The following is a 21191-nucleotide window of genomic DNA, read 5'->3' as shown; positions in this document are numbered from 1 at the left end:
GTGTGATGATTTCTTGAATATGAGATTAGTATAAAGCGTTTTCTCACACATTTGTTTGTTTAAAAAAGAGAAAGGATTTCTGATCTTTTGTGAAATTTCACAAACTCATTTTATCGAGCTTTAGGTTAAGATAAACAGTTATTTTTTGATTTGGATCTCTTAAATCAAGCTCAGCAATCTGCGATATGCGCTTGATTCTGTAGCTCAAAGTATTGACATGAACATTCAGCGCTTTGGCAGCATCGTTGACATTGCTGTCTTTGTCTAAATAAACTTCCAGCGTTTCAACAAGGTTTGTATGATGCATCTCATCATATTCTTTCAATTTTCTGAGAGGATAGTTTACAAAGCCCTCCTGCTTCCGTTTTTCGTTCAGCAAATCCAGATATTGATAAATGCCAAGCTCTGAAAAGCTGATCAAACCTTTTGTTTCATTCACAAACCGCTTTTTAATATTCTGAACGGCAATGGCTTCTTTATAGCTGAGTTCAATTTGTTCAGCATCTTTATATATGCTCCCTATTCCGGCTTTCACATCATCAATCATGAACCGCTCTTTTAGCTGAAGGATGGTCCAGTCAACAAATTGTTTAATATCCGAAAGCGGCTCGCCGCTTTTAGGAGCAAGCAGGATGATCAGTTCATTCTGATCTTGTGTGGAGAGGATAATTTGAACCTGCTGCGTTGTTTGAAGCAGATAATTAATTTGTTTTTCAGTCGGTTCTTTAATTTCATCGCTGAAACGGAATAAGACAACGGAATGCTGAGCGGGAGGAGTAATGCCGATAGTATGAAACCCATTTATGATGTCATTTTCCTCGTGAATATGGCCGGTGAGCAATTTCCAGAAAAATTCCTGGTTTCGCTCTTCTTTTTTCGATTTGCGGTTATGGAGATTAAGCAGTTTATTTTTCACAACCTGCGCTGCTTTTTTTAATAGCTCAAGCTCATCATCTGTCAGCTTTTTATTTATTTCCAAAGCCCAGATAAAACCGAGAACTTCATTGTTTTTCCAGATGGATATGGCAATGCGGTTGCCAAGACCGACCTCATCAATATTTTTTACGCGGATAGGCTCATCTGTTTGCAGAAGCATTGGAATCGTCCCGTCTCGCCATAGGCTGTTAATGACTTTCTCCGGCACACGTCTGCCGATGATTGTTGATATTCTCGCCGGATCCGTACAGTCATCATGTGTACTGTAAGCGAGAAGGCGATGATTGATATCTTCAATCGTGATTGGACATTGAAGAACCTCGCTGATGCGGTCAGCGACATCTTCAAGGCGGTCGGCATGATAATTAAAGGCTTCATTAGCCGGTTTGTTCATCGTATTTCACCTGCTTCTTCTAAAAAAATATATTATTTGATTTCTTATCTTCGTATATTACTTCAAAAAGTACAATTCAATAAAAAAATTGGTACTTTTTTAACTTTGACAACGTACACCCTTATGGCTATTATGTAACTAGCGTTTGTAAAAATCAACAAAAAGGGTGAATCTGTTTTATGGTTTTTAACAATTACAGACCTGTATGAAAAATTTTATTATATTAATATGGCATGAAAGCGCTAACAAAGAAATAACATCTCAGGGGTGATGACACATGATGGATATATTGGCGAAGATTAATGGGATATTATGGGGTACACCGAGTTTAATCTTATTATTTGGGACAGGCCTGTTTCTGACGTTTGTTCTCAAAGGATTACAGTTTAGAAGATTGCTGTATGCATTTCAATTAGGATTTTCGAAAAAACATCAGGAAGATGACGGAGCTGAAGGAGACGTAAGTAATTTTAAAGCGTTAATGACGGCTCTTGCAGCGACAATAGGCAACGGAAATATTGCAGGGGTTGCAACTGCCATCACACTCGGCGGTCCTGGAGCGATTTTCTGGATGTGGATTGTCGGATTGCTTGGAATGGCAACGAAATATTCAGAAGCGCTTCTGGCAATGAAATACCGTGTGAAAAATGAGAACGGTGAATATTCGGGCGGTCCAATGTACTATGTTGAAAAAGGTTTAGGGAAAAAGTGGAAGTTTCTTGCGATTGCGTTTGCTCTATTTGGAGCCTTTGCGGCACTTGGAATTGGAAACAGTGTTCAGTCTAATACGATAGCACAAGTAATGGGCGACAGCTTTGGCATCGGCGGCCTTGTTACAGGGATTGTGCTTGCACTCTTAACAAGTTTGATCATTTTTGGCGGAATTCAGCGAATCAGTACTGTGGCAAGCTTCTTTGTTCCGATAATGGCCTTTCTTTATATTGGCGGAGCACTGATGATTCTTGTCATTAATTACGATTTAATTATCCCTGCATTTGGAACGATTTTCCATTATGCGTTTAATCCTGTAGCAGCTGCCGGCGGTTTTGTTGGAGTGGCTGTTGTTGAAGCAATCAGAAGCGGTGTTTCCAGAGGGATTTTCTCAAACGAAGCGGGTCTTGGTACAGCTGCACTGATAGCAGGAAATGCTAAATCAGATCATCCTGTAAAGCAGGCGCTTGTTGCGATGACTGGAACATTTATTGTCACGCTCGTTGTTTGTACAATGACAGGACTTGTCCTGATTATCACAGGCTTCTGGGATCCGTCAGGCGGACTTATCTCAGGTGTCCAGCATAATGCGGCACTTGACGGCGGTGCACTGACATCTGCTGCATTTGCATCAACACTTGGCGTCCTTGGCGAATACATCGTTGCGTTCTCAGTTATCTTCTTCGGATTTTCAACGATTGTCGGCTGGTACGTTTACGGTGAAAAATGCTTTGAATATCTTGTTGGCTCTAAGGGAATTCTCGGCTACCGTCTTATTTACATCTTTGCTTGCGGATACGGTGCGGTTGCACAGCTGACAGTTGTTTGGGCCTTTGCAGACATGGCAAACGCGCTCATGATGATCCCGAACTTAATTGCTTTAATCTTATTGTGGAAAGTCATTGTGAATGAAACAAACGATTATTTCGAAAATCACTATAAAATAACAGAATATAAGAAAGCTAGTTAGGAAGAAAGAAACGCGGACTCAATGTTCGCGTTTTTCTTTTTTTGGTTCAAATTGTTCACTTTTCTCTCCTGAAAAGGTGAAAATTATTTACAATATGTAAATGAATTGTGGTTTTTTTGCAAATTATCTGTAAAATCCTTAATAATTGACAAAAAAGTGATATATTAGAAGGGTGCTAAATTACATGATTCGACCGGAGGTGTTTTACGGAGATAAAACCAGGGGCAGACATTTAATTTTTTATTAGACGTGTCCAGGTAAGTAAACGCTTACATTTTGCCGCAGTCTAAAATAAGCAGAATTATGTTACATACGCTTATTTTCATCATCTTACTTAATTAGAGGAGGAAAAAGGTTGAAAATCATGAAAAAACAGCTGATTGCACTGACAACTATTTTTGCTCTGCTTGTAACGCTTATGGTCCCGTTTGGTGCACCGGCACAAGCAGAAGGAAATATGACTGTTCAAGAAGCGATCGATAATAATTCCGGATCAGGTACAGTAGAAGGTTATATTGTTGGATACACATTAAGTGCTGCCGGAGTAGATTTTGAAGCACCGTTTTCTGCTGACACTAACTTAGCTATCGCTGACAGTGCAGATGAGAAAGATGTTTCAAAAATTCTTCCCGTACAGCTTCCATCATCTTTCCGCAGCAAATTCGGATTGATGACAAACCCTGATATTGTCGGCAAAAAAGTGCTGGTTACAGGGACACTTGAGTCTTACTTTTCAAAACCTGGCCTTAAAAATCCAACAGCCATGGTGTTTGACGGTGAAACTCCTGAAGAGCCTAAGCCGTTTGAAGGTATTGAAGGCCTTCGCATTCATGATATCCAGGGCGAAGGACATAAATCACCTTATGACACTAAAAATGTAAAAGGAGTTGAAGGAGTCGTCACTCATGTAGCGGATGCGAGCAACTTCTACATGCAGGATGCGGCGCCTGATGATAATGCAAACACATCTGAAGCTGTTCTTGTTTATAAACCGTCACACGGTGTAAAAGCTGGAGATCTTGTTTCAGCTGATGGACAAGTGAAAGAATGGGTTCTTGACGGCTATGCAGAAAAGCTTGAAACAGACCTTGCGATGACAGAAATCAATGCTCAATATGGAAATGTTGCTGTTAAGTCAAGCGGCCTAGCTTTGCCGGCTGCTGTTGTCATCGGCAAAGATGCCATACCTCCGACTGGAGTAATCGACAATGACCAATTGGGAACATTCGATCCTAAGGAAGACGGAATCGATTTTTATGAAAGTTTAGAAGGAATGCGTGTTTCTCTGGAAAGTCCAACAGTGACTGGACCGCAAAAATATGGTGAAGTGACAGTCATTACTGGAAAAACAGAAGGAAAAGCATACACGAAAGAAGGAGCACCTCTTCTAACGAAGGATAATCAAAATCCTGAAAGAATGTTCCTATTATTAGATAACCGCAACTACGTTGCTAAAGCAGGAGATCAGTTTGATGGAACGGTTACAGGTGTTGTCAGCTACGGTTTCAGCAACTTTAAAATTCTTGTAAAAGAAGCTGATCTTCCTCAATTAAATGAGCGTGAATTTACGCCGGAAGTAACCACAATCGAAAAAGCAGAAGACAAATTAACGGTTGCAGGCTATAACATTGAAAACTTCGCAGCTTCTGATGCGGAAAAGCGCGATAAGCTTTCTAAATCTATTGTTGAAAACTTAAAATCTCCCGACATTATTGGTTTAGTAGAAGTATTAGATGAAAGCGGTACAACAGATAATGGTGTTGTAAAAGCAGATGCAAACTACAAAGCATTAAGTGATGCGATTGCCGGATTTGGCGGACCGGCTTATGCATGGACAGAAATAGCACCGGAAGATAAAGTGGATGGCGGTGTACCCGGAGGGAATATCCGTGTAGGATACCTATACAATCCTGAAAGAGTCACTTTAACTGAAGGAACAAAAGGGGATGCCACAACGGCAGTTGCTTACGAAAATGGTTCATTAACGCTGAATCCCGGCCGGATTGATCCAACAAATCCTGCTTTCAATGAAAGCCGTAAGCCTTTAGCTGCACAATTCAGTTTTAAGGGCGAAGATGTTATTGTCATCAATAACCATTTTAACTCTAAAGGCGGAGACGAACCGTTATTCGGCAAAAAACAGCCTCCTGTACTTGGAAGTGAAGCCCAGCGTCTTGAAATCGCAGAAATCGTCAATTCCTTTGTAGCTGATATTCATGCGAAAAACGAAAATGCGAATGTCGTCATAACAGGTGACCTTAACGACTTTGAATTCTCGGCACCTCTTCAGACTCTTAAAGGCTCTGAGCTTACGAATCTGGTAGAAACTCTTCCTCCTTCTGAGCGCTATACTTACTCATACCAAGGAAATGCACAGGTTCTTGATCACATGCTTGTTTCAAATCGTTTAGCTGCAGGTGCTGCATTTGATATTGTTAACTTTAACTCACCTTATATGGAAGAGCATGGCCGCGCAAGTGACCACGATGCTTATGTTGGCCAGTTCGACTTGTCTTCTGAAGATAATGATGAGTTCAATCTTTCAATTATGCACACGAATGATACACATGCTCATGTAGAACAGTATCCTCGATTAATTACAGCTGTAAACGAATTGCGCACACAAAAAGAAAACAGTTTACTTGTTGATGCAGGAGACGTTTTCTCAGGAACACTATATTTCCGCCAATATCTTGGTTTGGCAGATCTGCATTTTATGAATCAGCTGAACTATGATGCTATGACTTTCGGAAACCATGAATTTGATAAAGATTCCAAGACTCTTGCTAACTTTGTTAAAGAAATGAAGTTTCCAATGGTATCTTCAAACGTGAATGTAACAAAGGATGCAGACTTAAGCCCTCTTTTCAAAAATGAAATTGGAACTCCGGGTAATGGCGGAAACATCTATCCTGCCATCATCAAAGAAATAGACGGAGAAAAAGTAGGTATTTACGGATTAACAACCCCAGATACAACATTCCTTGCTAGCCCGGGTGAAAATGTTGTTTTTGAAGATGTCGTTCAAAAATCAAATGAAACAATAGATATGCTTAAAGCAGAAGGGGTCAACAAAATCATCGTCCTTTCTCACTTGGGCTACTCTCCGGACTTAAAGCTTGCTGAAGAAGTGAATGGGATTGACGTCATTGTCGGCGGACATTCTCACACAAAACTAGATGCACCGGTTTTAATTGATAAAGATGAACCGACAGTTATTGTACAAGCTGGTGAATACTTAAACTTCCTTGGATTACTGGATGTAACGTTTGACAAAGAAGGAAAAGTTACTGGTCATGCCGGTCATTTAGAAGCAGTAGCCAACTATGAAAAAGATGCAGCTGCTGAAGAGAAGGTTCTCGAATACAAAGCGCCTTTAGAAGAAATTAAAAATGAAGTAGTCGGTAATTCAGCGGTTAGCCTTAATGGGCTCCGGGCTGATGTCCGCACTAAAGAAACAAACTTAGGAAACTTGATTGCAGATGGCATGGCTGCAAAAGCAAACGAATCTGTTAAAACGCATATCGCCCTGCAAAACGGCGGAGGAATTCGTGAATCGATTAATGCAGGTGAAATTACTTTAGGTGAAGTTCTGACGGTATTGCCGTTTGGAAACAACTTAGTCACACTTGACTTAACAGGTCAGGAAATCCTGGATGCTCTAGAGCATAGTGTAAGCGGAGTTGAAACAGGAGAAGGCCGCTTCCTGCAAGTATCAGGCCTTAAATTTAAGTATGACGTAAGCAAGCCTGTTGGTGATCGTGTCTGGTTTGCTGAAGCGAAAACAGACAATGGATTTGAAGCAATTGATGTCAAGAAAACATATAGAGTCGCTACCAATGCATTTACAGCAGATGGCGGAGACGGCTATACAATGTTTAAAAAAGCTAAAGATGAAGGCCGCATGACAGAGTTATTCGTTGTAGATTATGAAGTGTTCACATCATATCTTGCAAAGAATAATCCAGTTTCACCTGAGGTTGAAGGCAGAATTATTGAAGGAAAAGAAGTGACAGAGAAGCCTGTAGAACGCATTAAAGGTGAAACACGCTATGAAACAGCTGTTGAAATCTCTAAATCTGGATGGGAAACAGCGAAAACAGTTGTCCTTGCACGCGGGGATTCTTTCCCTGACGCACTTGCCGGCGGACCGCTTGCTTACAAGCTTGATGCACCAATTCTTCTTACAGAAAAAGGTTCATTAAATAAATCAGCAAAAGAAGAAATCAAGCGTCTTGGCGCCGAGAAAGTAGTTATTCTTGGCGGAAAAGGTGCAGTAAGCGATTATGTAAAATACCAGCTGAAAGGCATGGACTTAAAAGTACAGCGTATTGGCGGAGCGGACCGTTTTGAAACAGCAGCAAACATTGCGGCTATCCTTGGCGGTTCACCTGAAAAAGCTGTCATTGCTAATGGAATGAATTTCCCAGATGCTCTTTCCATTGCTCCATATGCAGCGCAAAATGGATACCCGATTCTATTAACAAAAACAGATAAGCTTCCAAATACTTCGAAGAAAGCTTTAAATCATATTGACAGCACAATCGTAGTTGGCGGCGAAGCTGCAGTGAATACGAAAGTATTCAAAGAGTTATCTAAACCTGAGCGCTACTACGGCCTGACACGCTATGGCACAGCTGCTGAAATTGCAACAAAGCTTAACCCGTCTAACCATGTGTATATTGCAACAGGGGAAAACTTTGCTGATGCATTGGCAGGTTCCGTACTTGCAGCTAAAGAAAAGGCTTCAATGCTGCTGGTTCAGCCTACAAAGATTCCTTCTGAGACATTAACAGCACTAGATGCTATCAAAGCTAATGAATTTAATGTTTTGGGCGGCGAAAATGCGGTAAGTGAAGAAGTAGTAAATCAATTGAAAAAGTAATAGAAAAGAGATTAAGCTGCCGGGAGATTCCCGGCAGTTTTTTAGAATCTGCCTTTCTCGTTTACTCAAAAAAACTCTTTGCGAAAATATGTCCTGAATCTAATTTCTATTAGAGCAATCGGAACTTTGATAAAATATAAGGTAAGAAGGAAGGAGCGATTTAATGAATACGACAATTATTACTGGTGCATCCCGCGGACTCGGTGAAGCTATTGTTAAACAGCTGATGAAACCCGGACATCAAATTATTTATCTCTCCAGATCTGAGAATAAAGAACTAAGACGCCTTGCCGTTGAGAATGGCGCTATTCTTCAATTTGTTGCTTGCGATTTATCAAATGCTCCTCATATTGAAGCGGCCATACCAGAAATATTCGAAAAAATTGATCTGAGTGCTGCAAAAAAAATCACACTGATCAATAATGCAGGCACGGTTGATCCCATGAAGCCGGTTGGAAAAGCAGAAGCAGCTGAGCTTGAAGCGCATGTCCAGCTGAATTTGATCGCCCCAATGGTATTATCAAATGCCTTTGCAGCTGAAACGAAGAATATAAAAGCTGAAAAAGTGGTGGTTAATATCTCATCGGGAGCTGCCAATAATCCTATTTTCGGATGGAATGCATACTGCAGCTCAAAGGCAGGTCTTGATATGTTCACTAAAGCTTTTGGACTTGAACAGAAACAAGAAGAGCATCCTGTTACAGTCCTCTCATTCTCACCGGGAATTATGGATACAGATATGCAGGGCAGTATACGGAATACACAGCCTGAGGATTTTGCAGAAGTTGCACGTTTTCAGGAATATCATGAGTCAGGGAAGCTTAGATCTGCTGAATTTGTGGCAAGTGAACTGTTTAAGTTATTAAACAGTCCGCTTGAAAATGGAAGAGTCTATGATATAAAAGAACTTATCAAATAACAAAAACGGAACATCCTTGGGAGGATGTTCCGTTTTTGATTGTCGTGCTTAGCTGCTTGTTAAGTTTTCAGGCATTACAAAAAATCTTTAGTATCAGAAAGCTTTGTTTTTCGAGTGTCTTGCTTTTCCTATCAAGACACACTTAGCTCCTTTTTCCAGCTTCCCTGGAGTTTGCGGATAAGAATGATTTGACCGATGTGGCTTGCATTGTGAATGGTCATGTTTAATAAAACGGAAATCCACGGCGAGTTAGTATCTTCCCGAATGGATGATAGAAGTTCTTCTTCCGTCCATTTTTCCAGTTCTTCGATCCATCCTTTTATGACCAGAAAAAGCTGCTCTTTTTTGTCATGCCAATTCTCGCCTTCTTTAATGACAAAGGTATCTTCATTCATAATGTAGTTAGTTGACATTGGCACTTTATTAAAAAGTTTAAGGTGTCTCGTGTTATAGAAAACCAGATGATTGACAATCTCCCAAATTGAATGAGTGTCTTCCTCTGTTTTCCATGATGCTTGTTCTTCAGTTAAACCCTTTAGTGCGGTTTCAAGGGATGCAAACCAATTATCTTCAAAAAAGCAGGCCATCAGCTGTTCTTTAAAAATTTCATTTGTATTCATTTTTATCATCTCCTTTAGGGAGAAATTCCACATTTCTTTTCCTTTTCCCTTTAGAAATCTCTTAAAATCATTTTCACATCATTTCACATAATTCTTTCATTATGTTATGCCTTCAAATGGACAAGATAAGGAGGAAAATAAATAAGGAGTGATGGATCAATGAAAAATAGGAAATGGCTTATTGCTTTCACAGCACTGGCACTTGTCATTCCGACAACGGCAATGGCTAATACAGGAAATGGACAGGTCAGTCATCCTGCAGCCCATGAAGATATAAAGAAGGATTGGCATGAAAGAAAAGCTGAAAGAGAGCAAAAAATTCTTGAATTAGTAAGCAAGTACTCACCTGAAACAAAGCAAGAGTGGGAGAATGTGTTTAAGGAAAGAGAAGCGCTGATCAAGCAGATGGATAAAACGGGTATAAGAGAGAAGCATCATGCCCTTAGAGATAAGAAAAAACAGGAAATCGCTGAGCTTAAAGAAAAAGTAAAAAAAGGTGAAATGACCAAGGAACAAATGGAAGAGAAGATGAAAGCTTTCAGAGAACATAAAATGGAGCGCAGACAAGGAAGACAAGAAATGAGAGAGCAGTGGAAGCAAGCGATTGAAAGCGAGGATAAAGCCAAAGTTAAAGAACTGCTTCATACAAGGCTACAGCATATGAAAGAACATAATCAGAAGATGAAAACACTGATTGAAGAGCAAGGATGAACGGAGAATGGGGACGGCCAAAATGGCGTCCCTTTTCGTATATAACAAACACTAATTAATTTTAGAGGTATTTCCCTATGGCAACACATTTAAAATGACATATATATAATAAAAGACAAACTCTTAAATCGTTACGTGCTATTGCTGTCTGTCAGCTCATTCAGCTTTTTTTCCATCTCTGCTCTGTCAAATGAAGAGTACCAGCGATAATCGTCTTCATCAATGATCCGGAAATGGAAGCTGATTAGGTTTTGCTGAAGTTTAAAGCCTTCATCCTGATGGATGTCTTTCCACCATATTTTTCCTCCAAGCGTCTTCTCCTTGCGGGTCTCCATTTTTTGATGAGCGAGGAGCTGCAAAATATCCAATGGGTCACCGCCAGTAGTCTGCTGAAGAACACTGCTGTGTCTAAAAAGAGCACACAATGCGACGATTGTTGACCAAGAGGCTTCCTGCCGGCCTTTTTCAATCTGTACGAGCGTTTTTTTGGAGAGCCCGAGTACTTCAGCCATTTCTTCTTGTGTGTAACGGGATTCAGTCCGGATCAGAAGCATTTTTTTAGATAGAGCGGCAGTTAGTTCATGCTTTTTCATAAAAGAGCTCCTTTACCTTGGTATAGTGTAATTCTACATGAAATGGAAAGCAACTCAAGTATTCCGCTTGAAAATATAGAAGATGTTAGATAGATTTGTTCATCACGTCATACAATATAACAGGATTGTTGCGGCAAATGCCGTATTATGTTAATGTATACAGAAATATTTTTAAGAATGTTCAGCTTAATTAGATAGGTTTTACATGTTTCACACTATTTACAGGGAGGAGATTTCATGCGAAATGTAACATTGACAGAGGTTTATTCCCATCCTATTGCTCAAAAATATCTGCAGCGTTCTGGCGTAGCGCATGCAATTGCAGTAACCTGCCATGCATATAGATTAGCCATCCAGCACGGTGTCGATCCCGATCTTGCCACCAAAGCAGCCCTGCTTCATGATATTGGGCATTATGAGTGGTATACAGACGGGGAATGGGATTATGAAAAGTACAAAGAGAATGATATTCATGCAATAAAAGGTGCTGAACGTGCCCACAAACTTTTGATACGACTTGGTGAGGATCCCCAATCTGCCAAACAGATCGCTTTAGCCATTCTTCTGCATACAGATTCTTATCTGCCCGAAGGCTCATTTAATCAAAGTTCCCTTCAAAAAGTAGTCCGCTTAGCTGATGAAATGGATGAGGAACCAGGCGGAGGCCATCATTACCGCACTATTAATGAAAAAACTGCCTTAAAGAAAATTCAAAAGCTGGATGAAAAAATCAATCAGCTCCAAAACCCCACCTTAAAAAAATCTGTCTGAATAAAAAAATCCACCCAAGGAAATGGTGGATTTGATTTGTTTCATTGACATGTATTTTTCCTGCAGAATCTGCGAAGACTGATTGAATACTTGTTCTTTCAGGAGACTTCTCCATTCTAAAGTTTTCCCTCTACTATCAGCCATTATAGGATAGACTCCTTTCTGCGTTATCCCAAAGGTGATGCCTTAGATTTTATTAGCATAATAAACTGTTTTCCCATAAGGGAGAATACAGGGAATGCTTTATTGCAGGAGAACAGTTACTCCTGCAGATTTTTATTTCTCCTTCTTTTAAGCTTCCAGAAAATGAGCAAAATGAGGATAGCTCCAATTCCCATGATCAGCTGAATGTGCCAGTCAGCTTTCAGGACTTGATGCACGGCAAATCCTTCAATAAGAATAGCAGGGATTTTTCCAATCAAGCTTGCAGTGAAAAAAATACCTGTGCCCACTTCGCTGAATGCTGCTGCAAGTGTTACAGCACCTGATGGAGCAAAAGGAAAAATTCTTAAAGCAAGAATAAGCAAAAATGCGTCTCTGCCTTTTGTTTTTGAAAGGTTTTGAAGCATCTTATTTTTGGGCACTTTCTTTTTTTTCAGAAAGGAGAACCCTTTCCGGTATACATAAAAGCTGACCATAACTCCAATGATTTCACCAGAAAAAGAGAGGAGAAGCCCTTTTGCAAAGCCAAAAAAAGATAGATTGGCAGCTGTAACAAAAACACTCGGCACAAATGCCAATAAACTAATGAGTGTATTTGCAGCGAGACTTATAATAAATGCCCACGGGCCGCTGATTTTCAGCCATTCGATTAATTGCTCTTCCATTCTTTCACCGCTGTCTGATCATTAGATAAATTTTTTCAAGTACTTTCCGCCTAGTTATAGTTTAAACTTTGAAGTGCTCACTTACTAATAAATCTTTCATGTTATTGTTCAATCCGCAGTGCAGAGACATTTAAAAAAACAAATGGACATGCAAGAAGCAAAGGAATGGAAGTGCAGAGCATGATCCAGATAAATTTCCAGCAGCCTTTCTTCATGGAATCATCCATTACAGTTGAGGTTATAAACGTTATAGAGACATGAATTTCCATTGCAGTTAGCCGGTAAAACTTTTGGAATTTAAAAATTTTTATATCAAAGCCACTTCTTAACCGTAACGTTTGACTGTACAGTTAAAAAAAAGGTATGATAGGAGTAATCTTTTTTTATTGGGGTGATAAGATGGGGCATTGTATCGAATTGGCGAACTAGCAAAAGTGGCAAACGTATCTAAGAGAACAATTGATTACTATACTCAAATTGGGCTGCTCCATGTAGATAAGACATCTAAGTCCAACTATCGCCTCTATTCTGATCAGGCGCTTAACGACATTCATTTTATTGAGGAATGCAAGTTATTCAATATGTGTCTGCAGGATATTAAAGAAAGACTGGAACTTAAGAGAAGTCAAACCAATGAAGAAGATAAGCTAATCAAACAGGCCGAAATACTGGCTAATCATATGAAACAGCTTGAATACGAAATAAAAGAGCTGAAACCAATTTTTGATAAAATGAATGGGGAAAACCAGGAAATCATTGCAAGCCGGATCTCTCCGCAGAGCATGGCGCTTATGCAATCATTAATGGTACTGCTGCATTAATTTTATAGTTTACGGATTAAAAAATTGATAACTTACTATTTTAGGAGGTGACTCCTTATTCTCTATTAGGGGATAAGGGTGTTTTGGACATAGTTAACTTGTTATTCGTGGCGATTTTAATTGCTTTAACAGCTTTTTTCGTTGCATCAGAATTTGCGATTGTCAAAATTCGCAGTTCACGATTGGATCAATTGATTGCAGAAGGTAAAAAAGGGGCAGTTGCTGCAAAAAAAGTAACAACTCATTTAGATGAATATTTATCAGCGTGTCAGCTTGGAATAACGGTAACAGCCTTAGGTCTTGGGTGGTTGGGGGAGCCGACAGTCGAACGTCTTCTCAGACCGGTATTCGATAATTTTGAAATTAACGAATCGCTTTCCCATGTGTTAACTTTCGGTATTGCATTCGCATCTGTTACGTTTCTTCACGTTGTAATTGGAGAGCTTGCACCTAAAACGGTAGCAATCCAAAAAGCAGAGGCTGTGACACTTTTATTTGCAACTCCATTGATTTGGTTCTACCGTATTATGTTCCCGTTCATCTGGGTATTAAACGGTTCTGCCCGCGTCATAACAGGTCTTTTTGGGCTAAAGCCTGCGTCTGAGCATGAGCTTGCTCATACTGAGGAAGAGCTTCGCATTATTCTTTCAGAAAGTTATGAGAGCGGAGAAATCAACCAATCTGAATTAAAATATATGAACAAAATATTTGAATTTGATGATCGAGTAGCAAAAGAAATTATGGTGCCTCGAACTGAAATCGTAGCTGCTTCAGTAGAAAAATCGTTTCAAGACAACCTTGAGACAATGAGTATGGAAAAATATACTCGTTATCCGGTTGTAAACGGAGACAAAGATCACGTCCTTGGTATGATCAATCTCAAGGAGATCTTCACTGACATTTTTTCATTATCCGAAGAAGAGCGAAAAAAGAGCACGATTGATAAGTATATCCGTCCTGTTATTCAAGTCATAGAATCGATTCCAATTCATGATTTATTAATCAAAATGCAAAAAGAGCGTGTTCATATGGCTATCCTTGTAGATGAATACGGCGGAACAGCAGGACTTGTAACTGTTGAAGATATTATCGAGGAAATTGTTGGAGAAATCCGCGATGAATTTGACCAGGATGAGGTTCCTGAGGTTCAGAAAAAAGGCGAGGGCCATTATTTGCTTGACGGCAAGGTCCTTATCTATGAAGTGAATAATCTGCTGGGACTTGACATTGATGATACGGATGTCGATACAATCGGCGGATGGATGCTGACAGAGAATATCGACATCCAGCAAGGCGAGAGCATCATTTTAGATGGCTATGAGTTTTTTGCAAAAGAAATGGAAGGCCACCTGATCCGTGTAATCGAAATCTTTAAGCTTGCTCATACTGAAGAAGAGCTGGTTGCAGAAGAAAACTAATAGGAATTGTTGAAAGCTATGCTTACGGGCATAGCTTTTTCTTTGGATATGGATTTCTTACCTTCACTAAATCTTAATTTGACACCTTATCTTTCACATAGTACGTTTGAAACAGGAATATTGAAGCAGGAGGAGGATGTAATCTGAATAAGTCAAAGGTTCATTTTTGGACGATTGAAATTTTGCTGCTGCTGTTAATTTTTTACGTTAGCACGAAGGTTTCGTTTTTATTTCAGCCGCTGATTGTTTTTGCATCTACGCTGTTTTTCCCGATCTTGATTGCTGGCATCCTGTTTTTTATTTTCAGCCCGGTCGTTAAGCTGTTAGAAAAAAATAAAGTTCCAAGAACGCTTGCAATCCTCATTTTGTACCTCATCTTTATCGGATTGATCATGCTGCTGTTATCAACAGCCGGCCCGGTTGTTTCTCAGCAGATCACTGACCTGTTTAAAAACTTCCCAAGATACATAACGGAATTCAGGCAGTTCATCATGGATCTGTCTGAATCACGCTGGTTTACATGGATAATGACACAGGAATATGTTTCGATTGAGGAAACGATTGATAAAATGGAGAAAGCATTGGGCAGCCTGACGACATCGCTCCCCGAGAGTATTACTTCATCTGTAACAAAGGTACTGGGGGTTGTGACGAATATTACCCTTACCATTATCACGGTCCCATTCATTTTATTTTACATGCTGAAGGACGGGCACAAGTTTCCAATCACAGCAGTCAATATTCTGCCTGCTGCGTATAGACGGGAAGGCATTAAAATTTTTGAAGATCTTTATCAGACGCTTGCAGCGTATATACAGGGACAGCTGCTTGTTTCTCTCTTTGTGGGGACAGGCTGCTTTATAGGGTATACACTGATTGGACTTGATTATGCCCTGATTCTCGGAATAGTTGTAGCTATTGCAAACATCATTCCTTATTTAGGACCTTTTATCGGTGCTGCACCGGCAGTTGTTATTGCTCTCCTTGATTCCCCTACTAAAGCTTTGCTTGCTGCAGGTGTGGTAACCGTTGTTCAGCAGATTGACGGAAACGTTCTTTCTCCATTAATTATTGGAAAGAGACTAAATACACATCCGCTTACTATCATCCTCCTTCTGATTGGTGCAGGCAGTTTTGGCGGGATCTTAGGGATGATTTTAGCTGTGCCGGCTTATGCGGTATTAAAAGCTGTTTTATTACATGTCATAAGACTTGTGAAATTAAGAAACAGATATAAGCAGGAGACAGAGAATCGAAACACAGTTGAAAAAGACAGGAAGCCGCCGGTTTGAATGGCGGCTTTTTCTTTTATTAAAATGAAACCCAAAAGCTCTTTTTGGCATAGGCTAATAAGAAATGGCTGAGTTCGTATTGATTGCCGCTTTCCGTCTATTCATCTGCTTGCTCTTATAGATATTTTAGTTCGGGGCAGGAATGTGAAAAATCCAAATCTTATTTTTCACTGCATGGCTAAAGCAGCAATGTCTGCGAATAGAGCTTAAGAAATAAAGGAGGAGATTCTATGCCGGCTTTTGTTGGTCCTATTTTAATTCATTCAAGCACCGGTGCAGTCAGTGCCGGGGATGTCTTTGCACTCTCGCCAAAAAGCACAAGTAAATTCTCTGTAGGTGCGGGAGTTCTCAATACTGGCGACTGCATGGTCGTTAAAAACGATAAAAACAGCACAAATTTATATGATGCAGACATAATTGATCAGCCGACTATCTTCAATGGCTAGGGTAAGCAAACGGAAGAAACGTACCTTCCAAACCCGGGAAACGATCTGGGAGGATAAAAATCCGGACCCTTTCTTTTTTCTGAGAGAGGGTTTTCTTTTTGGCGGGAAAAGGGTATTAAACATAAGAATTCAATGAATGAAGAGGTGTAGGGATGACAACCATTAAAGATATAGCAAAGCTTGCGAAGGTGTCTGCTGCAGCAGCATATGAAGTGCTTCATGAAAATGCTGAATCAACAGCTTCAGATGATACAAAAGCGAGAATCTTTCAAGCTGCAGAAACATTAAATTATAGATTGGCAGAGAAGCAACCTTCTTCAGCAAATAATAACAGTGTCCATATAGCACTTGCGATTTTAGATGCTGCTGATGGGGAACTGGAAAATCCTTTTTATATGGCACTAAGGAAACATATTGAGCAGGCATGTCTCATTGGCGGCGTTCATATTAAAGAAATCATCCGGTATGAAAATATTGATAGAACCAATAAAATGGAAGCGCTGGATGGTATTATTGTCATTGGCCGATTACAGGACGGCGATATGGAAAAGCTTAAAAAAGTTTCAGGAAATATCGTGTTTGTTACAGATTGGGATACGGACTCCTCTGCAGACCTGGTAAGTATAGACCTTGTTCAAATGACGGAGCTTGTGATCTCTCACTTGAAGGAAATGGGGCATGAACGGATTGGCTACATAGGTGCTTCGAATTGGGGGCATACAATGAAAGAGCAGCTGGAAAAAGCGAACCTTCTGTCAGAAGAACATATTTATATGACAGAACCATATGGGACGGAAGGATACAGGATTCTAAAGGAAGCTGCTTCAAACAGCCAGCTTGCTGATGCCTATATTATTCAAAGCAGCGTGATGTCTCTTGCAGCCATCATGGCATTGCGCGAGGAAAATGTGAAGATTCCAGAGGATGTCTCGATTGTCAGTTTTTATGATGTGCCTGAAGCTCATTACTTTGCACCTTCTCTGACGACCATACATGTATCACCAGCTGAAATTGCAAAAATCGCTTTAAAACTATTGCATGAACAAGTCATTGAACATAGAGATACACCCCTGAAAGTACTCGTTCCATCCACTCTCAAAATGAGAGAATCAACATCAACTAAATCGTTCAATTAAAGCTGAAGAAAGGTTTCCTTCTTCAGTTTTTTTACTGTTTGGCAAATTATAAAATTGAATTAAGGATATCTCCGGCAAGCTCCGGCGCCTTTCTGAGGATTTGGCCAAGGAGCTTGAGCTTTTCTTTTGAGAGTTCTTGATGGAATGTTAAAACTATTCTATCATGAATAAAACGATTCTCACGGTAAAGGAGAAACCATATGGATACATTTATTGAAAAGAGAGATGGAGTGTTTCCATCTGTTTGTTCGCTGGATTGTCCCGATCAATGCGGACTTCTAGTCCATAAAAAGAACGGCAAAATCATAAAAGTGGAAGGAGATCCGGAGCATCCGGTAACAAAAGGCAGCATTTGCAATAAAGTGAGGAACATGGCTGAACGTATTTATGATGAAAAGCGGCTGCAATATCCTTTGAAAAGAATAGGGAAAAAAGGATCAAAGCAATTTGAACGGATCAGCTGGAATGAAGCTCTTTCCATCATTGCTTCAAAATGGAAAACACTTATTGAAACGGATGGCCCGGAGAGCATTCTTCCATACAGCTTCTATGGCAATATGGGCAATCTGAATGCAGAAGGGATGGATCGCCGCTTTTTTCATAAACTTGGCGCAAGCAGACTTGATCAGACCATTTGCCAAATAGCGGGATCAACTGGGTATAAGTATACAATGGGCGGAAGCTTCGGGATCGATCCTGAGGATACGGTGCATACAAAGCTGTTTATTATGTGGGGCATTAATGCAGTGAGTACAAATATGCACCAAATCACTCTTGCTCAGAAAGCCCGTAAAAACGGAGCCAAAATCATCGTTATTGATGTTCATAAAAATCAGACGGGAAGACTTGCAGACTGGTTTATTCCTGTTCTTCCGGGAACAGATGGCGCTCTCGCTCTTGGGATTATGCATATTTTGTTCAAGGAAAACCTGGTGGACAGCGAATTTCTTGAGGAGTGGACAGTCGGACACGAAGAATTAAGAGAACATGTTGTTCAATATGATCCCCGTACTGTAGCAGAAATAACAGGAGTTCCAGCCGAGGACATTTTAAAACTGGCAAGAATGTACGGCGGGACATCCCCTTCCTGTATTCGAATCGGCAATGGTCTGCAGCACCATGATAATGGAGGCATGTGCATCCGGACCATCGCCTGTCTTCCGGCTCTGACTGGTCAGTGGCTGAAAAAAGGAGGAGGCGCCATAAAAGGCAACTCTGGTTATTTGGCATACAATACAGACGCTCTGCAGCGGCCGGATCTCCTTCAGAATAAACAGACAAGAATCATTAATATGAACTTAATTGGCGAAGAGCTGCTAAATGCTGATCCAGCCATCAAGTCCATGTTCGTATATGGCAGTAATCCGGCAGTTGTGGCACCCGAAGCCAACAAAGTGAAAAAGGGATTAGAGCGGGAAGATTTATTTCTCGTGGTCCATGATTTGTTTTTAACAGAAACAGCCGCCTATGCGGATCTCGTTCTTCCGGCATCATCGGCCTTTGAGAATACAGATTTTTATACGTCATACTGGCATCATTATCTCCACTTGCAGGAACCGGTGATTGAAGCATATGGAGAGTCAAAATCAAACGTGGAAGTGTTCAGGCTATTAGCGGAAGGCATGGGATTTACAGACCGGGCATTTAAAGATACAGAGGAAGAGATGATTGATCAGGCGCTGAATAATCCTCAAAATCCATATTTTAATAAAATCACGTTTCAGGAAATGAAGAAGAAGAAATTCTTAAAAGCAAAAGTAAAGCCGCTGTTTCCGGGAATTCTTAAAACGCCAAGCGGGAAAATAGAGCTTTACTCAAGAGCGATGGAGAAAGCAGGATATCCGCCTTTGCCGACTTTTACACCGCTCGTCAAAGAAAGTGATCTGCCTTTTCTATTTGTTCCTGGTCCGAACCATAACTTTTTAAACTCCACTTTTTCAAATAATGAAAAACATAAATCCCTTGAAAAAGCTCCTAAACTGCATATGAATGAGAAGGATGCTGAAAGGCTTGGTTTGAAAAATGGAGATATAGCTGTCATTTGGAATGCGCGGGGGGAATGTGAGCTTGCAGTTTCTGCTGGAGAGAACGTACTGCCTGGAGTAGTTGTAAGCCAGGGTTTATGGATGGATACACCCGGAACAAAACAGCTCGTGAACACACTTACGCCAGACCGCCTGTCAGATATGGGCGGCGGCGCAACCTTTTTTTCAGGAAGAGTTGGCGTTAAAACGAAAGAGAGACCTCATTCGTGAGGCCTCTCTTTCGTTTGGTTTAAAAAGTCTGTGACTCTCTCAACGTATTGTTCTCGTTCATATCCGCTGTATAAATTTTTTGCAAGGCGTATGGGGTCTCCAAAAAAATATCTCTCATAGTGAGTTTGTCTTGTGCCGAAAGAGCTCATTGTCAGCTCCCATACTAACCGAAACAGTTTTGTTTTTGTTTTTGCATCAACAGAAGAGCCCTGAAGATAGTGCTCAACGTCTTTGCCGATCGGGGATGTGAAGTCTTCCTCTGATGGCAGAACCATTAACCCGCCTGCTCCTATCTGCTGCAGAAGACTAATAAAGTGAGGGTAAAGCTTTGAAAATAAAGTAACTGCCGCATATAACGGATGTACGCTCGGAGTCATGGTTCCAAAAGCATCGATTTTGGCTTCTGCTTCTGATTTAAGCAGGAGTGCCTTCATGCTCTCATGACCAATAATCATTTCAGAAAGCTTAAGTTTGATATGTTCATATTCAGATACATCCAAAGTATTGATCAGCAGCTGTGAAAGTCCGATTAAAAATTGCAGTTTCACTGTCTGGCGTGTGACAACCTGATGAAGGGCATGAGAAATAAACCCGCTATGGTTAAATAATTTATAGGCAATATCCTGCCTATGGTAAAAAAACACGCGATTCCAGGGAACCAGTACATGATCAAAGACGAGAAGCGTATCCATTTCATCAAAACGCGAGGACAGCGGATAGTTAAAAGCAGATTCACCAGTATGAAACGGCTCCCGGCAAATGAATTTCAGTCCTTTCGTATTAGCAGGAATGCTGAATGCAAATGCATATTCATCACCCAAATAATTGCCCCCTGAAGGGAAAATCAGGACTTCATCGGTCATTCCGCCTTCTGTTGCAAGCAATCTCGCTCCTTTTATGATAAGACCTTCTGCTGTTTTTTTAATCACTTTCGCTCCGATTGGCTGCCCGGATGTTTCAAGAAAAGCGGACGAACGATTGACCTGCGGATTTATAAAGCTGTGGGTAAAAGATAAGTCTTGATCGAGCGCAGTTTCATACATATTACGGAGGTTTTTTGAAAATTCTTCATCCTGAGCGCCGACAATAGCGGATGCCGCTGATATAGCCATTAATGCCGTATTCATATAGTCAGGACTTCGCCCCATCATCCCGCATGTTGCGTTCGCCCAGTATTCAATCATCTTTCTTCTTTTCTGCAAATCTTCTATTGTTTTTGGCTCTAGATACGACATTCCAGCACGATTTTGCGTAAACGGAGATTGGAATGTCATAAAATCAATCGCATCCTTATCAACCTGTAAATCATAAAGAGAAGCTTTTGTCTGAATAGCTCCTTTATAAACAGGGTGTGAAATGAGATTTTCTGTAATGGCCTGGCCTTTTAACCAAACGTTAGGTTTTAATGCTTCCATGCGCTGCAGATATTCTCTCCCTGAAATGGCCGGCATTTTTTTCCTCCTAGCGATCTTTTGTTCTGACTCTT

Annotated in this window: 16 protein-coding genes; 11 read left to right on the top strand and 5 right to left on the bottom strand. The window is 40.5% G+C overall.

The features are described from left to right. Window positions 1-97: 97 nt before the first annotated feature. Complete coding sequence (locus ABEQ24_RS02635; RefSeq protein ID WP_430005338.1) at window positions 98-1330, bottom strand: PucR family transcriptional regulator; 1233 nt, start codon at window positions 1328-1330, stop codon at window positions 98-100. 277 nt (window positions 1331-1607) lie between these two features. On the opposite strand from ABEQ24_RS02635, the gene ABEQ24_RS02630 reads away from it, so the two are divergent. From ABEQ24_RS02630 to ABEQ24_RS02620, 3 genes are all read left to right on the top strand, one after another. Beyond that, the gene (locus tag ABEQ24_RS02630) at window positions 1608-3011 is read left to right on the top strand and encodes an alanine/glycine:cation symporter family protein (RefSeq protein ID WP_430005337.1); all 1404 of its coding nucleotides are present in this window, start codon (window positions 1608-1610) and stop codon (window positions 3009-3011) included. 364 nt (window positions 3012-3375) lie between these two features. Further along, on the top strand, window positions 3376-7896 hold the full coding sequence (locus ABEQ24_RS02625; protein WP_430005407.1) for a cell wall-binding repeat-containing protein: 4521 nt from the start codon (window positions 3376-3378) through the stop codon (window positions 7894-7896). Between the two features lie 163 nt (window positions 7897-8059). After that, entirely contained in the window at window positions 8060-8815 is a 756-nt protein-coding gene (locus ABEQ24_RS02620) for a (S)-benzoin forming benzil reductase (RefSeq protein WP_430005336.1), read from the top strand. A gap of 131 nt (window positions 8816-8946) precedes the next feature. On the opposite strand, the gene ABEQ24_RS02615 is transcribed toward ABEQ24_RS02620, so the two are convergent. Next, window positions 8947-9435: a DinB family protein gene (locus tag ABEQ24_RS02615; RefSeq protein ID WP_430005335.1), complete on the bottom strand. Its 489-nt coding sequence runs from the start codon at window positions 9433-9435 to the stop codon at window positions 8947-8949. A 159-nt stretch (window positions 9436-9594) separates the two neighbouring features. On the opposite strand from ABEQ24_RS02615, the gene ABEQ24_RS02610 reads away from it, so the two are divergent. After that, window positions 9595-10146, top strand: a complete 552-nt coding sequence (locus ABEQ24_RS02610; protein WP_430005334.1) for a hypothetical protein — start codon at window positions 9595-9597, stop codon at window positions 10144-10146. Window positions 10147-10277: 131 nt separating this feature from the next. Here ABEQ24_RS02610 and ABEQ24_RS02605 read toward each other — a convergent pair whose 3' ends face one another. Then, entirely contained in the window at window positions 10278-10739 is a 462-nt protein-coding gene (locus ABEQ24_RS02605; protein WP_430005333.1) for a helix-turn-helix transcriptional regulator, read from the bottom strand. Between the two features lie 237 nt (window positions 10740-10976). Here ABEQ24_RS02605 and ABEQ24_RS02600 point away from each other — a divergent pair, with 237 nt between their 5' ends. Beyond that, the gene (locus ABEQ24_RS02600; RefSeq protein ID WP_430005332.1) at window positions 10977-11510 is read left to right on the top strand and encodes an HD domain-containing protein; all 534 of its coding nucleotides are present in this window, start codon (window positions 10977-10979) and stop codon (window positions 11508-11510) included. A 260-nt stretch (window positions 11511-11770) separates the two neighbouring features. Here ABEQ24_RS02600 and ABEQ24_RS02595 read toward each other — a convergent pair whose 3' ends face one another. Next, on the bottom strand, window positions 11771-12337 hold the full coding sequence (locus ABEQ24_RS02595) for a TVP38/TMEM64 family protein (protein WP_430005331.1): 567 nt from the start codon (window positions 12335-12337) through the stop codon (window positions 11771-11773). Window positions 12338-12744: 407 nt separating this feature from the next. Between ABEQ24_RS02595 and ABEQ24_RS02590 the strand changes: the two genes are divergently transcribed. The 6 genes from ABEQ24_RS02590 to ABEQ24_RS02565 all read left to right on the top strand — a co-directional run bounded on the left by ABEQ24_RS02590 (window position 12745) and on the right by ABEQ24_RS02565 (window position 19705). Beyond that, complete coding sequence (locus tag ABEQ24_RS02590) at window positions 12745-13158, top strand: MerR family transcriptional regulator (RefSeq protein WP_430005330.1); 414 nt, start codon at window positions 12745-12747, stop codon at window positions 13156-13158. Between the two features lie 83 nt (window positions 13159-13241). Then, window positions 13242-14576 (top strand): hemolysin family protein, encoded by a 1335-nt coding sequence (locus ABEQ24_RS02585; RefSeq protein ID WP_430005329.1) that lies wholly within the window; start codon window positions 13242-13244, stop codon window positions 14574-14576. A gap of 143 nt (window positions 14577-14719) precedes the next feature. Further along, window positions 14720-15868 carry an AI-2E family transporter gene (locus ABEQ24_RS02580; protein WP_430005406.1) on the top strand — a complete coding sequence of 383 codons (1149 nt, stop codon included), beginning with the start codon at window positions 14720-14722 and terminating at the stop codon, window positions 15866-15868. Between the two features lie 230 nt (window positions 15869-16098). Continuing rightward, window positions 16099-16314, top strand: a complete 216-nt coding sequence (locus ABEQ24_RS02575; RefSeq protein WP_430005328.1) for a spore germination protein — start codon at window positions 16099-16101, stop codon at window positions 16312-16314. Between the two features lie 152 nt (window positions 16315-16466). After that, on the top strand, window positions 16467-17450 hold the full coding sequence (locus ABEQ24_RS02570) for a LacI family DNA-binding transcriptional regulator (protein ID WP_430005327.1): 984 nt from the start codon (window positions 16467-16469) through the stop codon (window positions 17448-17450). A 200-nt stretch (window positions 17451-17650) separates the two neighbouring features. Then, on the top strand, window positions 17651-19705 hold the full coding sequence (locus ABEQ24_RS02565; RefSeq protein ID WP_430005326.1) for a molybdopterin oxidoreductase family protein: 2055 nt from the start codon (window positions 17651-17653) through the stop codon (window positions 19703-19705). On the opposite strand, the gene hpaB is transcribed toward ABEQ24_RS02565, so the two are convergent. Beyond that, a complete protein-coding gene (gene hpaB, locus ABEQ24_RS02560) occupies window positions 19696-21156 on the bottom strand; it encodes a 4-hydroxyphenylacetate 3-monooxygenase, oxygenase component (RefSeq protein WP_430005325.1) in 1461 nt (486 codons plus the stop codon). The two genes, ABEQ24_RS02565 and hpaB, sit on opposite strands and share 10 nt — an antisense overlap. Window positions 21157-21191 lie beyond the last annotated feature (35 nt).

This window comes from Metabacillus idriensis (assembly GCF_050483325.1).
Classification (GTDB): Bacteria; Bacillota; Bacilli; order Bacillales; family Bacillaceae; genus Bacillus_P; species Bacillus_P idriensis_A.
The sequence above is the reverse complement of the archived record's forward strand: the minus strand, read 5'-3'. Positions and strand labels throughout refer to the sequence as shown.

Bases quoted from the DNA above. Each gene is read 5' to 3' on its own strand.
- ABEQ24_RS02620 (WP_430005336.1), top strand. From the start codon at position 8,060: ATGAATACGACAATTATTACTGGTGCATCCCGCGGACTCGGTGAAGCT.
- ABEQ24_RS02625 (WP_430005407.1), top strand. From the start codon at position 3,376: ATGAAAAAACAGCTGATTGCACTGACAACTATTTTTGCTCTGCTTGTA.
- ABEQ24_RS02575 (WP_430005328.1), top strand. From the start codon at position 16,099: ATGCCGGCTTTTGTTGGTCCTATTTTAATTCATTCAAGCACCGGTGCA.
- ABEQ24_RS02635 (WP_430005338.1), bottom strand. From the start codon at position 1,330: ATGAACAAACCGGCTAATGAAGCCTTTAATTATCATGCCGACCGCCTT.
- ABEQ24_RS02600 (WP_430005332.1), top strand. From the start codon at position 10,977: ATGCGAAATGTAACATTGACAGAGGTTTATTCCCATCCTATTGCTCAA.
- ABEQ24_RS02570 (WP_430005327.1), top strand. From the start codon at position 16,467: ATGACAACCATTAAAGATATAGCAAAGCTTGCGAAGGTGTCTGCTGCA.
- ABEQ24_RS02565 (WP_430005326.1), top strand. From the start codon at position 17,651: ATGGATACATTTATTGAAAAGAGAGATGGAGTGTTTCCATCTGTTTGT.
- ABEQ24_RS02630 (WP_430005337.1), top strand. From the start codon at position 1,608: ATGATGGATATATTGGCGAAGATTAATGGGATATTATGGGGTACACCG.
- ABEQ24_RS02595 (WP_430005331.1), bottom strand. From the start codon at position 12,337: ATGGAAGAGCAATTAATCGAATGGCTGAAAATCAGCGGCCCGTGGGCA.
- ABEQ24_RS02615 (WP_430005335.1), bottom strand. From the start codon at position 9,435: ATGAATACAAATGAAATTTTTAAAGAACAGCTGATGGCCTGCTTTTTT.
- ABEQ24_RS02605 (WP_430005333.1), bottom strand. From the start codon at position 10,739: ATGAAAAAGCATGAACTAACTGCCGCTCTATCTAAAAAAATGCTTCTG.
- ABEQ24_RS02610 (WP_430005334.1), top strand. From the start codon at position 9,595: ATGAAAAATAGGAAATGGCTTATTGCTTTCACAGCACTGGCACTTGTC.
- hpaB (WP_430005325.1), bottom strand. From the start codon at position 21,156: ATGCCGGCCATTTCAGGGAGAGAATATCTGCAGCGCATGGAAGCATTA.